This is a genomic window from Halomonas sp. 3A7M, from assembly GCF_014897875.1.
In the GTDB taxonomy this organism is placed as follows: domain Bacteria; phylum Pseudomonadota; class Gammaproteobacteria; order Pseudomonadales; family Halomonadaceae; genus Vreelandella.
The window spans coordinates 1-13,331 of sequence record NZ_JABUZD010000146.1; the positions used below are offsets into that span (position 1 = coordinate 1).

Sequence of the window (13,331 nt, forward strand, 5' to 3'; positions counted from 1 at the left end):
GCAACCATCGGCAGCCTGCTTACCCACGTCCGCCGCGGCGATATTGTCAATGTACACTCACTGCGCCGTGGCGCTGCGGAAGCCATCGAGGCGATCGCCCACGGTGATAAGCAGTCGTCCAAAGTGGTGGGCCGGACCATTGCTGAGATCAATCTGCCTGAAGGCACCACCATTGGTGCCATTGTGAGAGGCAAAGAGGTCATGATTGGCCATGGGGATGTGATGGTAGAGAGCGGGGACCACGTCATTCTGTTCGTGATTGATAAGCGGCGCATTCGTGACGTGGAGCGGCTGTTCCAAGTGGGATTAACGTTCTTCTAGGCAATGGCCTTCTAGGCAACGCTCTTCAAGAAAACAGGCCACCGCTATGAGGCAACCACTGCTATGAGTTTGCGGGTCATACTACGCATTTTAGGGCTACTGTTGATGCTATTTAGCCTCACCATGTTGCCACCCATGCTGATATCGCTTTGGTTTCGCGACGGTGTTTGGCACGCTTTTATGAGCGGCATCGCCATTTCAGTGATAACGGGCTTACTGCTTTTCCTACCCAATCGCCGCGCCCATAAAGAGCTACGGATTCGCGACGGTTTCATTATTGCGGCGATGTTTTGGACCGTACTGGCACTCTTCGGCTCGCTACCACTGATGCTGTTTGGTGAAGGCTCGCTCGGTATCACCGATGCGGTATTTGAATCGTTTTCCGGGCTCACCACGACCGGTGCAACCGTCATTACTGGCATCGATTTTCTGCCAGAATCGGTACGTTACTACCGTCAGCAGCTGCAGTGGTTAGGCGGCATGGGGATCGTGGTGCTGGCCGTTGCAATTCTGCCCACGCTGGGCGTTGGAGGGATGGCCCTGTACCGTACTGAAATTCCTGGGCCGCTAAAGGATTCAAAGCTGACGCCGCGCATTACCGAAACCGCTAAAGCACTGTGGTACATCTACGCAACGCTAACGCTGGCCTGTATGGTCGCTTACATGTTGGCGGGGATGAGCTGGTTCGATGCCTTGGGACACAGCTTCTCGACCGTCGCGATTGGCGGATTTTCGACCTATGATGCCAGCATCGGCTATTTTGACAGTGCCGCCATTGAGCTGATTTGCGTTGGCTTTATGCTGATCTCAGCATTCAGCTTTAGCCTGCACTTTATTGCTTGGCGTGAAAAGCGCTTGCTGCACTACTTTCAGGACCCCGAAGCACGCTTTTTAATGATATTTCTTGCTGGGTTAACCACGATCACCGTGATTACTTTGTGGCTCACGGACACCTACGACGATGTTGAAGGTCTGAGACACGCGCTATTTGAAGTCGTCTCTGTCGCCACCACTGCGGGCTTTGCAGTTGCCGACTTTTCAGACTGGCCGGGTGCGTTACCGTTTCTATTATTTGTCGCCGCCTTTGTAGGTGGTTGTTCCGGATCGACGGCGGGCGGCATGAAAGTAATCCGCATTATTCTGATCTTGAAGCAGGGTATGCGTGAAGTCATGCGCCTTATTCACCCCAACGCAGTGATTGCCGTTAAAGTGGGTAAAGTTAGTGTTCCCGACAGCATCGCCCAGGCGGTATGGGGCTTTTTCTCAGCCTACGTCATGCTATTTTTCTTGATGCTGGTGGGTGTTATGGCCACCGGTGTTGACCAAGTTACCGCTTGGTCAACCGTTGGCTCTGCACTAAATAATTTAGGCCCAGCACTAGGCGAAGCTAGCAGCCATTACGGCGACTTGCCCAGCCTAGCCAAGTGGATTTTGGTGCTCGCGATGCTGCTGGGCCGCTTGGAAATTTTCACGGTACTTGTGCTATTTACACCCGCCTTCTGGCGTCGTTAAACACGTATCAATGCTTTCTATTCAAATTGAGACACATTAATGATCCATGACGATACAACACCGCTGGCGCAAGAACCCAACGCGCAGCCTAAGACCAGCGGCCCGTTAAAAACCGTCACCGTTGGCGGCACCCGTTATACCCTGCTCGGCACCGCTCACGTCTCTGCCGAAAGTGCCGATGACGTTCGCCAGTTAATCGACAGTGGCACTTACGATGCCGTTGCCATTGAGCTATGTGACGCACGTCATCACAGCATGGACAACCCCGATGCCATGGGGGAACAAGATCTTTTTCAGGTATTTAAACAGGGCAAAGCAGGCATGGTAGCGGCAAGTCTGGCGCTTGGTGCGTTTCAGCAACGGATTGCTGAGCAGTCAGGCATTCAGCCTGGCGCTGAAATGCGTGCAGCAGTAGAAGAGTGCCGTACCCGCAAGCTGCCTTTAATGTTGGTCGATCGTGACGTTGGCATTACATTAAAACGCATTTACCGCAATGTCCCTTGGTGGCAACGCTTCTCGCTATTTTCGGGGCTAATTGGCAGTGTCATGTCGCGCCAAGATGTTTCCAAAGAGGACATCGAAAAGCTCAAAGAAGGCGATATGCTGGAAGCCACTTTCAGCGAATTTGCTGCCGAATCAGAAGCGCTCTATACCCCGCTTATTCGCGAGCGCGACCGCTATATGGCACTGCGCTTAGCTGAAGAAGCGCCACCTGGACGCTACCAAAACGTGTTAGTGGTGCTGGGTGCCGGGCATTTAAAAGGCACCGGTGAACACCTGGAAGCACCGCTTCCTGAAAACCCCACCACTGAGCGTGAGTCGCTGGAGGCAACACCGCCACCGTCTAAACTCTGGAAAGCTGCCCCTTGGCTGATTACCGCGCTGGTTATCACCGGTTTTGTGATCGGCTTTTCGCGCAATACTGAGCTTGGCTGGCAGTTGGTCATTGAGTGGTTTTTAATCAATGGCATTTTATCCGGCGGCGCGACGATAGCAGCCCTTGCGCACCCTGTGACGGTGATTGCCACCTTCTTTGCCGCCCCACTGACCTCGCTTAACCCCACCATTGGTGCAGGCTTTGTCGCTGCAGGGGTCGAACTCTATATGCGCAAACCGAAGGTGCGCGACTTTTCGACACTACGCCATGATGTCACCGAGCTCAAAGGTTGGTGGAAAAATCGCGTCTCCCGTACGTTGCTGGTGTTTATTTTGGCAACATTAGGCTCTGCGGTGGGTACCTGGGTAGCAGGCTTTAGAATTGCCGGTGCACTGTTCGGTAGCGGCACCGCGTGAGTACGATCAAACAAGCGCCATGGCAAGCTGATGCATTGCTATTGCTGGTAACGGTGGTAGCCGCTGGCGGCTGGATTTTTTCTAAAGAAGCGTTAGCGGGCATGCCGCCGTTGCTGTTTATTGGTACGCGCTTTTTACTGGCAGGACTGATACTCCTACCCTTCGCCTGGCCTGCCCTAAGGCGCTTACCCGCGCGTAGGATAAGACGCGGCGTACTGGTAGGCTGTTTGTTCAGCACCGCGATGGCCTTCTGGATTCTGGGGTTAAATTACTCTGACCACCTGGGCGAAAGCGCGTTTATCAACAGCTTGGGAATTTTGCTGGTACCCGTTGTAGCACGGTTGCTGTTTGGCGACCGTCCGCCACGCTCTACCTGGATCGCCCTGCCGGTAGCGCTACTGGGCTTTGCCCTCCTGTCGCTAAACGCAGGGTTCAAAGTAGAAGCTAGTCAATTGCTAATGGTCTGCGCGGCGCTCTGCTTCGCGCTACTGATCAACGTCAATACTCGCGTGGTGCGCAACGTGCCAGCGCTACCGCTCACCACACTACAGTTGCTCTCGGTGGGCAGCGTACTGACCTGCCTATCCTTGTTCGCCGAGGATCAGCCGCTAGCGCTCAGCCCCTCAATTCTGGGCTGGTTTATGGCCAGCGTGCTGCTGGCAAGTTCGCTGCGCTTCTTTCTGCAAATCAAAGCCCAGGGCATGACCACACCTAGCCACGCGGCAGTTATCTTAATGCTTGAAGCCGTGTGGACCGCCCTATTCGCCGCATGGTGGTTTGGCGAAACCATGACCCTGCTACAGCTGCTTGGCTGTAGCCTGATTTTTACCGCCCTGTTGATTAACCGCTGGTACTGGGTACGTAAAGTGATGCTTCGCTGGCTACCGGGTGCTCAGCGCTAACCCTTGCGATCTAATAGCCGCTGCATGGCAGCGGTTGGTTCAGCAATTTTGCGATAGTAACGGCTTTCAGCGTAGCTATCGTTAAATACATCAAAGTAATCGTCTAGCACATCAGCGGCATTTTCATCACCACTTTGGCGCAGCAGTTCAATGGCAACTTCTGCCGTACACAGGTGCGCTTTTGAGGCGGGTTTGCGTAACCGATAGCGTGTTTCCCGCTCAGTGCGCAGCGGTAGTACCGGCAGCGCATCCAGATAAGGACTCTTGCGGAACATTCGCCGCGCTTGGCGCCAAGTGCCATCTAAAATCACAAATACCGGAATACGCGCCTGCTGCTTTACAGCGTGCACAGCATTAATGTCCACCACACGGTCCGCGTAGTCGGGCTGGTCATCTGGGAAGATCACAAAAGGTGCGTAGCGCGGATCTTCAAGCAGCGCGGCTAACTCTTCGTCCGGCGCGGTGCGGTACCAGGTAAACACTCTGGTTTGCGTCAGCACATCACCAATTAACCGTCCTGTATTGGTCGGCTTGTAGTGTTCTATAGAGTGGGTCAACAGCCATACCTGGGCGGTGCTATCCGCTTTCACCTGATAAGGGCACAGACAGTTGAGCTCAGGAAGATTGCACCCTTCGCAGCGTGTGACAAAACTGCCCCGTGCTTTAAATTCACGCCGAGGTGGACGCGGATGCCCCGTAGCAGGGTCGTAGTCAGTCAATGAAGCAGACTCAGGGGGCTGTGACGTAGCGTCAGACATCCGCGCTCCAATTTATAAAGGGCGATTAATAAAGGGCGATTAACAAAAGACGGTTAACAAAGGGCGCCGAGTATAAAGCAGCCCGGCCACCATGACGAACCCCAGCTGTCTAAAACCACCCGTAGTAAACCAATACGATTCGAATAGTTGACATCAAAAGCGTAACGCCGCTAGAGTCTCGTCAACTTTCAAAAGAAAAAAGGTTTACCCGTGACCGCCACCGCTTTCAATGCCGCCCCGCGCCACGACTGGACGCTGGAAGAGATTAATGCGCTGTTCGCGCTGCCCTTCAACGACCTGCTATTTAAAGCTCAGCAAGTGCATCGCGCCCACTTTGATGCTAACGCGGTGCAGGTCTCGACCCTGCTGTCGATTAAAACGGGGGCTTGCCCGGAAGACTGCAAATATTGCCCGCAGTCCGGTCACTACAATACCCAGCTCGAAAAAGAGAAGCTGCTGGAAATCGAAAAGGTCGTTGCCCAGGCCAAGGCTGCCAAAGAAGCTGGCGCTAGCCGTTTCTGTATGGGCGCGGCATGGCGCAGCCCGCGGGACAAAGATTTACTGCTGGTCGAAGAGATGGTTCGCCAAGTAAAAGCCTTGGGGCTGGAAACCTGCATGACGCTAGGTATGGTCGACGGTGATCAAGCCAGCCGTTTGGCGGCTGCCGGGCTGGATTACTACAACCATAACCTGGACACCTCCCCCGACTTTTACGCTGAAATCATCACCACCCGCACTTTCAGCGACCGCCTGGACACCCTGGCCACCGTGCGTGAAGCGGGCATGAAAGTATGCTCCGGCGGCATTTTAGGCATGGGCGAAGGCGCGCAAGACCGCAGCGCGCTGTTACAGCAGTTAGCCAAGTTGTCACCGCACCCAGAATCCGTGCCTATCAATATGCTGGTTAAGGTACCGGGCACTCCGCTCGAGAACGTCGAAGATCTAGACCCGCTTGAGTTTATCCGCGCCGTCGCGGTGGCGCGGATTATGATGCCGCAAAGCCATGTGCGGCTTTCCGCTGGCCGCGAGCAGATGAGTGAGTCGACTCAAGCACTGGCATTTTTGGCTGGAGCCAATTCAATCTTCTACGGCGACAAACTACTCACCACCGGCAATCCTCAGGCAGACCGCGACCGCGCGCTATTTGCAAAATTAGGCCTGCACCCAGAACGCCGTGATACCTGCGAAGATGAAGCCACTCACACCGAGCGACTCACCCAACAAGCTCAGCAGCGCGCCCAGGCAGAGCGGGCAGCAGCACTGGCGGTAGATGCCAGTGTCTGAAGCGTGGCAACAGCGGCTAGCCAGCGCCCGTCAGCAGCGTGTCGATGAACAGCGCTGGCGGCATCGGCGAGTGAATACCCTTGGCACGCTGGACTTTGCCGGCAATGACTATCTCGGGCTGGCTCATGATCCACGCGTGCAAGCTGCCCAGGCAGAGGGTGCGCGCCGCTTTGGCGCAGGCGCGGGCGCGTCGCACTTGGTCAGCGGCCACTTGGAAGTTCACGACGCACTGGAAGACGCCCTAGCCGAGTGGACCGGACGGCAGCGTGCACTGCTGTTTTCCACTGGCTATATGGCTAACCTTGGCGTGTTGCAGGCGCTCGCTGACCCGCACACTGCCCTCTTTCAAGACCGTTTGAACCATGCCTCGCTACTCGATGGTGCAACGCTAAGCGGCGCTCGCTCGCGGCGCTTTCATCACCGCAATAGCACTGATCTTGAACGCCTATTAGCGCGCAGTTCCGCCACCCATAAACTGGTGGTCAGCGACGGCGTGTTCAGCATGGATGGTGACGTTGCCGATATTGCCACCCTTGCCCACGTTAGCCAGCAACACAACGCCTGGCTAATGGTTGACGACGCTCACGGTCTGGGCATTTTAGGCGATAACGGCAGCGGCTGTGTGGCAGGTTTTGATAGCCAAGCGGTGCCTATTTTGGTGGGTACACTGGGCAAAGCACTGGGCACCGCTGGCGCGTTTGTGGCCGGTGACGCGGCGCTGATTGAGCACCTCACCCAGTTTTCTCGCAGCTATATCTATACCACGGCCCAGCCCCCCAGCATTGCCGCAGCGACCCTGGAAGCGCTGACTATCGTGCAACGCGAGCCTGAACACCGCCAACAGCTTACGCGCCATATCAACTATTTTCGCCAGCAGGCCCAAGCGCTCGGGCTGCCCCTTGCCGACTCCCATACACCTATTCAACCGCTGTTACTCGGCAACGAGCCACGCACCATGGCTTGGGCGGCTAAGCTCGCCCAACGGGGCATTCATGTCGGGGCGATTCGTCCGCCCACGGTACCTAATGGTGCCGCACGGCTGCGCATTACGCTGAGTGTTCGCCACTCTCTAGGCGATATTGATCGGCTTATTGAAGGTCTGAACGCCTGTCAGCGAGAGGAAGCAGCATGTCTCGCCTAGACGCCCCACAACGTCTGGTGCTGCTGTCGGGCTGGGGGATCGATCAGCGTATTTGGCAGCCGTTGGAACACCACTGGCCCGCCCATACTGAGGTACACACGGTGGACTGGCCGGGCTATGGCGATACCCCTGCCCTGGCTGAACCGGCCACCCTTGATACTCTTGCCAGCGCCATGGCCGACCAACTACCCAGTAACGCTGTGTGGGTTGGCTGGTCGTTGGGCGGGCTGTTAGCCAGCGCGCTGCTCGATAAGCTGCCTGCGCCACGCGGCCTAGTGCTGATTGGCACAGGCGGGCAATTTTGTAGCGATGACGGCGTGGGCAAAGCCGAGCTTGCCAGCTTTCAGCGCGCCTTTAGCCGCGACCCCGATGCCACCTGGCGGCATTTCTTACGCTGGCAAACCCAGGGCGAACCTAACGCTCGCCACGCTCACCAACAGCTACGTGCCATGTTGGGTGACACCCCAAACGCCACTAACAGCACCCTATCCCAAGGGCTTCACTGGCTTACCACCCTGGATAACACCCAGCGTTTGCAAGAGGCGCCCTGTCCGGTCATTCAGCTCGTTGGCGAGCACGATCCGTTAGTAGCTTCCAGCACCCGCGCTCAGGCGATTAACCTTGCCCACGCAGGACACTGCCCGATGCTTTCCCAACCTGCTCAACTAGTCGCGACCATCGCTTCCCAGGCCGCACTGGTCGCCAAGGAGCACGTATGTACCTAACGGCAACGCCAGCGCCAAACTGGCAGGCAAAAGTCGCCCACGCTTTCTCTCGCGCGGCCCCCCGCTACGATGCGCTGGCCAGCGCTCAGCGCCAGATAGGGGAAACGCTCTGGTCATCGCTTCCGCCGAGTGCCGACAACATACTCGACCTTGGCTGTGGTACTGGCGTCTGGACACAGCGACTAGCCACTCAATTTCCCCATGCCAACGTCACTGGGCTGGATATTGCCCCTGGCATGCTCGCTCACGCACAGGCGCGCTATGGCCATCATATTCGTTGGCAGCAAGGTGATGCCGCCGCGCTGCCTTTTGAGCGCGGCACCTTTGATCTGATATTTTCCAACCTTGCCATCCAGTGGTGCTGCGATATCGATGCGGTTATGCGCGAGCTTCAACGAGTGCTGTCCCCTGGCGGCCAAGTGCGCCTCACGACACTTTTACCGGGCACGCTGGCAGAAGTCGCCACGGCTTGGCAGCGCCCGGAGGCATTACTGCAAACGCCGAATGCCCAAGCGCTTGAACACGCCGTTGTCTTAAGTGGCTTAACGCTGGTTGGTCGCATTACCAAATGGCGGCGCTTTTACTACCCCGATCTCACTGCCGTCATGGCTTCAATTAAGGGGGTAGGCGCCCAGGTGGCGCGGCCCAAGGCACGTCTTACCCGCCGAGACCTGGTCGCCGCCCGCCAGCGTTTTGACACGCTACGTGAACCCCAAGGGCTCCCCGTTAGCTACCACTGCATCACCCTGCGCTTGGAAAAATCACCATGACCGCCTATTTCGTAACCGGCACCGATACCGATGCAGGTAAGACCCTGGCTACCAGCGCACTGCTGTGCGCTGCCAAACAGCAGCAGCTCAGCACGCTGGGGCTTAAGCCGATTGCCTCTGGCAGCCACATCACGGCGGATGGGCTGCGCAATTGTGACGCGTTGGCGCTACAACAACAGAGCGCTCCCCCCGTCGATTACACCACCGTTAACCCGTGGACGTTTGCGCCCGCTATTGCGCCGCATCTGGCCGCCAGCGAGGCGGGGCGCGCGCTTAACGTCGATAGCGTAGTGGCCTCGCTAACCGCCACCCTAAACGACATGCCGCGCGATCTCACGCTCATCGAAGGCGCTGGCGGCTGGCGTGTGCCACTCAATGAGCACAACGACTTTTCCGATATACCGCGGATGATGCAGCTGCCCGTCATTCTGGTCGTGGGGCTAAAGCTTGGCTGTCTTAATCATGCGCGGCTTACCGCGGAGGTGATCGCTGCCGATGGCCTAACCCTTGCGGGCTGGGTCGGCAGTGTGGTGGACCCTGAGTTCGCCGCTGATACAGCACGCTTTGAGGCCAATATCGCTCTGCTTAAAAATACTCTTAACGCGCCATGTCTGGGCGTTATTCCTCATTTAGCCACCGCCGATGCCGCCCATGCGCGCCACGCGCTTTCACTATCTGCACTGCTCAACACCTCAGTTTTGAATCAGGAAGCCGCTCTATGAGTTCTCCCGTTTGGCACCCTTATGCCCACCTCAAAACCCAAGCGCCAGCACCCAAAGTGGTCGGCGGCAGCGGTAGCCATTTCACCTTGGAAAGCGGCGAGCAACTACTCGACGCTACCTGCTCCTGGTGGTGCATGATTCATGGTTACGGCCACCCGCGTTTAGTCGCGGCCATTCGTGAACAGGCAGGCGAGCTATGCCATGTCATGCTCGGTGGCCTCACCCATGATCCCGCCGACCAGCTTGCTCGCGAGCTAGTGCGCATCACCCCTGACGGACTTAACCATGTGTTCTACTCCGACAGTGGTTCAGTCGGGATGGAAGTGGCGATGAAAATGGCCCTGCAGTACCAGGTGCTTATCGGCCACCCCGAAAAATGCAAGATGCTTTCGTTAATGAAGGCCTACCATGGCGATACCACCGGCTGTATGGCGGTATGCGACCCTGAAGAGGGCATGCACAGCCTGTTCGCTAGCCTGCTGCCCCAACACCACTTCGCCCCCGCACCCAGCGCACCGTTTAACGCCACGCCGGAACAGGTCGCCGACGATTTAGCGGCGCTGCGCGACGTATTGACGAGCCACCATCATGAGATTGCGGCCCTACTGATGGAGCCGTTACTCCAGGCGGCAGGCGGGCTGAATATGACCTCGCCGGACTACCTGCGCGGCGCACGGGCGCTATGCGACGAGTTTGGCGTGTTGCTGATTTTTGATGAAGTGGCCACCGGTTTTGGTCGCACGGGTAAGCTGTTTGCCGCCAATCATGCTGACGTAACACCGGATATTATGGTGCTCTCTAAAGGACTAACCGGCGGCTACCTGGGCCATGCAGCAACCCTAGCCAACGACCACGTTCACGATGCGTTTGTTGGCGACAGCGCCCATCATGCCTTTATGCACGGCCCGACATTTATGGGCAACCCGCTGGCCTGCCGCGTCGCGCTGGAAAGCCTGCGCGTGTTTGAAGAGGAGCACTATCTGGATAAAATTGCGGCACTTAGCCAACAGCTTAACCGAGCGCTAGTTGACGACTCCGCGCTGAACGCCCACCCAGCCGTGGCCGATGTGCGAGTGCTGGGTGCCACCGCGGTGATTGAAGCGCACTCCGCCGAGGCACTGAAAGGTGTCGGGCAGTTCGCCCGCGAGCGTGGTGTGTGGCTGCGCCCAATCGGCCGCTGGCTGTACACCATGCCCGCTTATATCGCCACCGACGCCGAAATAACTCAGATTACCGACGTAATGAAAGCCTGGTTTTTGAAGCGATAGGTAATTTAAGGCAGCATTAAATTACCCTGTTTGCGCCACTGGTTGACCAGCGCAGGAACGCCTTCACCTGCAGTGGTGTTAATCGCTAGAACGCCCGGCGGTGTTAAGGCATCCGCGTCGGGGTCGACCAGCGCACACGGGGTATCCAAATCAATATACGATAGCAGCGATGCTGCGGGCATAACCGCCAAAGACGTGCCCACCACCAGCAAAAAATCCGCCTGGCTAACAAGTTCGCAAGCGTCTTCAAACAGCGGGACCGATTCACCGAACCACACCACGTCCGGGCGCAGCTGGCTGCCTTTGTCGCACACATCGCCCAGCGCAATACCGCCTTTCGGCAGTGGATAGTGCAGCCGCGCATCCACTGAAGAGCGCGCCTTCAAAATCTCACCATGAAGATGCAACACATCTCGCGACCCTGCACGCTCATGCAGATCATCAATATTCTGCGTAACCACGCTGACTCTAAAGCCATCTTTTTCAAGCGCCGCCAGGGCTTTATGGGCAGCGTTGGGCTTGGCCTTACGAATTTGCTCTCGGCGCAGGTTATAAAACTCCAGCACCCGCTGAGGATCTCGCTGCCAGCCCGCAGGCGTGGCTACCTCTTCGACTGGGTGGTCTTCCCACAGGCCATCGCTGGCACGGAACGTTTTAATGCCACTCTCGGCGCTAATCCCTGAACCGGTAAAAACCACTAGGTGCGGTGGTGCTGTCATGTTTTCCTCGACTAAATCACTGCTTACTGTTTCCTAATATACCAGCTGCCCTATAGTCCCCGCGAAGCGCTGCTTATTACGATATGGGTAAACATCGATCACCCGACCATCGACAATGGCCTGCTGTAGTTCCAACCAGTAATCGGGATCAAATAACTCCGGATGCTGTTGCATGAAAATCGCGCGCAGCTCCGGGTTGGCAAACATAAAGGGGCCGAACTCCTCGGGGAAGATATCATTGGGGCCAACGTAAAAACTCTCCCCACCACCTCCCTGAAAGTCATTGCCATACGATTTGGGCATGTGCCGAAAGCGACACTCCGTGAGATAGCACACCTCATCGTAATCGTAAAAAATCACTCGGCCATGGCGGGTAACACCAAAGTTTTTTAACAGCATATCGCCCGGGAAGATGTTCGCTGCTGCCATCTGTTTAATGGCGTTACCATAGTCTTTGAGCACCATTACGCGCTCGTCCGCGCTGCACTGCTCCAGATAGATATTCAGCGGTGTCATCATGCGCTCGGTATAGCAGTGCTTGATGATCACCTTGTCATCTTTCAATGACACAGTAGACGGCGCTACTTCTAGCAAGTGCTCTAAACACTCTGGCGCAAAGTGATCCTGACGCACGATAAAATTCGAGAACTCCTGGGTATCAGCCATACGCCCAACACGGTCATGGCGTTTCACCAGGCGGTATTTCTCGCGCACTATCGCGTGTGTGACCTCTTTGGCCGGATCGAATTTATCTTTAATGATCTTAAACACGGTGCGAAAACTAGGTAGCACAAACACCGCCATCACCATGCCACGCACACCAGGTGCAATGACAAACTGATCCTCACGCTTGGCCACTTGCAGGTTTAGGGCACGGAAAAATTCGGTTTTGCCATGCTTAAAAAAGCCAATCGCGGCATACAGTTCGCCTTCAGGCTTATGGGGCATGAGCTGTTTTAAGTAGTGGACAAATTCCCCAGGCACCGGCACATCGACTTGGAAGTAGGCACGAGTAAACGAGAAAATAATCGAGACTTCATCGGTCTCGGTTAACACGGTATCCAAGTGCAGGCAGGGGTCGCCGCCCTGCTGCTCGCCAAACCCTTCACCATGTAGAATAGGTAACACCAGTGGCACCTGCTCACCGCCCCCCAAAATGCGGCCGACTAAGTAGGCCCCTTTATTGCGGTAAAAAACACTTTTCAACAGCTCTAATTGCGCGTCTTCTGACTGCAAAATAGCGGCGGGAAGCAGGGTTTCTAATAGGCCTGCACCTAGCTCAATATCGCGCTCCAGATCAGCAAAGGCGTTATCAAATGGTGCCTCTTCAAGCGCCCAAGCAAGCGCTTGAGACCAATCACCGTTGACGGAATGCTGTCGACAAAGCTCAATTCCAGAATGATGCGCAGCATCTTCTCGGGAGCTGTATACAAACATCCAGTCATTGCGAATATGGCGGTGGTGGAAAATCGAGCAGAATAGTGAGTTAAAAAACGTCTCGGCCAACTCGTAATCCAACCGCTGACTAATCAGCTGCGCATAGTGCTCACGTGCCTCCCGCCATGTCTCGCAGTACGTAAGCACCTCATGATCAAAGGTACGCTGCAAACGTGCCAGCGTATCGCCCACTTTCTCTCCATAAAGGTTAATCCGCGCCGCTGAGGCTTGTTGGGCATCACGCCACGCCGCATCACGAAAACGTCGACTGGCGTCAAAGGTAATCTGCTTGAAGCGTGCTCGGTAGCCATCAAATCCATGCAGAATAGTGGCCGCTAAACGATACGCGGGAGAGTGCTTCATGGCGGTGCTCCTGATTATTTCTCCCAGCTTCGCGTAACGGAGCACTACATGCGAGAAGACCTTGGTGGGTAATCCGCATGTTTAAGAAAGCAGCTGGCTGTTTTAGCACTCATCAT

At 56.2% G+C, this 13,331-nt stretch carries 13 protein-coding genes; 10 read left to right on the forward strand and 3 right to left on the reverse strand.

The window, feature by feature from the left end; all coding sequences use genetic code 11:
- The 4 genes from INT19_RS12665 to INT19_RS12680 all read left to right on the forward strand — a co-directional run.
- Positions 1-321, forward strand: a 321-nt coding sequence (locus INT19_RS12665; RefSeq protein ID WP_319022177.1) for a TrkA C-terminal domain-containing protein, incomplete at its 5' end; no start/stop codon positions are given.
- Positions 322-384: 63 nt separating this feature from the next.
- Positions 385-1,833, forward strand: a complete 1,449-nt coding sequence (locus INT19_RS12670; RefSeq protein WP_193061018.1) for a TrkH family potassium uptake protein — start codon at positions 385-387, stop codon at positions 1,831-1,833.
- A 39-nt stretch (positions 1,834-1,872) separates the two neighbouring features.
- Positions 1,873-3,126, forward strand: coding sequence for a TraB/GumN family protein (locus INT19_RS12675; protein WP_193061019.1), 1,254 nt, complete (start codon positions 1,873-1,875; stop codon positions 3,124-3,126).
- Positions 3,123-4,028, forward strand: a complete 906-nt coding sequence (locus INT19_RS12680) for a DMT family transporter (RefSeq protein ID WP_089039160.1) — start codon at positions 3,123-3,125, stop codon at positions 4,026-4,028. The genes INT19_RS12675 and INT19_RS12680 overlap by 4 nt, the downstream gene beginning before the upstream one ends.
- Here INT19_RS12680 and INT19_RS12685 read toward each other — a convergent pair.
- On the reverse strand, positions 4,025-4,786 hold the full coding sequence (locus tag INT19_RS12685; RefSeq protein ID WP_193061020.1) for a tRNA-uridine aminocarboxypropyltransferase: 762 nt from the start codon (positions 4,784-4,786) through the stop codon (positions 4,025-4,027). The two genes, INT19_RS12680 and INT19_RS12685, sit on opposite strands and share 4 nt — an antisense overlap.
- 210 nt (positions 4,787-4,996) lie before the next feature.
- On the opposite strand from INT19_RS12685, the gene bioB reads away from it, so the two are divergent.
- Genes bioB through bioA form a run of 6 tightly spaced genes read left to right on the forward strand, consistent with a single transcriptional unit; the run spans position 4,997 to position 10,696 of the window.
- Positions 4,997-6,070, forward strand: a complete 1,074-nt coding sequence (gene bioB, locus INT19_RS12690) for a biotin synthase BioB (RefSeq protein WP_193061021.1) — start codon at positions 4,997-4,999, stop codon at positions 6,068-6,070.
- Entirely contained in the window at positions 6,057-7,211 is a 1,155-nt protein-coding gene (bioF, locus tag INT19_RS12695; protein ID WP_193061022.1) for an 8-amino-7-oxononanoate synthase, read from the forward strand. The genes bioB and bioF overlap by 14 nt, the downstream gene beginning before the upstream one ends.
- Entirely contained in the window at positions 7,199-7,936 is a 738-nt protein-coding gene (locus INT19_RS12700; RefSeq protein ID WP_193061023.1) for an alpha/beta fold hydrolase, read from the forward strand. The genes bioF and INT19_RS12700 overlap by 13 nt, the downstream gene beginning before the upstream one ends.
- On the forward strand, positions 7,927-8,706 hold the full coding sequence (locus INT19_RS12705) for a methyltransferase domain-containing protein (RefSeq protein WP_193061024.1): 780 nt from the start codon (positions 7,927-7,929) through the stop codon (positions 8,704-8,706). Before INT19_RS12700 ends, INT19_RS12705 begins: the two co-directional genes overlap by 10 nt.
- A complete protein-coding gene (gene bioD / locus INT19_RS12710; RefSeq protein ID WP_193061025.1) occupies positions 8,703-9,428 on the forward strand; it encodes a dethiobiotin synthase in 726 nt (241 codons plus the stop codon). Before INT19_RS12705 ends, bioD begins: the two co-directional genes overlap by 4 nt.
- The gene (bioA, locus tag INT19_RS12715; protein ID WP_193061026.1) at positions 9,425-10,696 is read left to right on the forward strand and encodes an adenosylmethionine--8-amino-7-oxononanoate transaminase; all 1,272 of its coding nucleotides are present in this window, start codon (positions 9,425-9,427) and stop codon (positions 10,694-10,696) included. Before bioD ends, bioA begins: the two co-directional genes overlap by 4 nt.
- 5 nt (positions 10,697-10,701) lie before the next feature.
- Here bioA and INT19_RS12720 read toward each other — a convergent pair whose 3' ends face one another.
- Together INT19_RS12720 and aceK are read right to left on the reverse strand one after the other, a co-directional pair.
- The gene (locus INT19_RS12720; RefSeq protein ID WP_193061027.1) at positions 10,702-11,415 is read right to left on the reverse strand and encodes an SIR2 family NAD-dependent protein deacylase; all 714 of its coding nucleotides are present in this window, start codon (positions 11,413-11,415) and stop codon (positions 10,702-10,704) included.
- A 33-nt stretch (positions 11,416-11,448) separates the two neighbouring features.
- Complete coding sequence (gene aceK / locus INT19_RS12725; protein ID WP_193061028.1) at positions 11,449-13,215, reverse strand: bifunctional isocitrate dehydrogenase kinase/phosphatase; 1,767 nt, start codon at positions 13,213-13,215, stop codon at positions 11,449-11,451.
- Between the last annotated feature and the right edge of the window lie 116 nt (positions 13,216-13,331).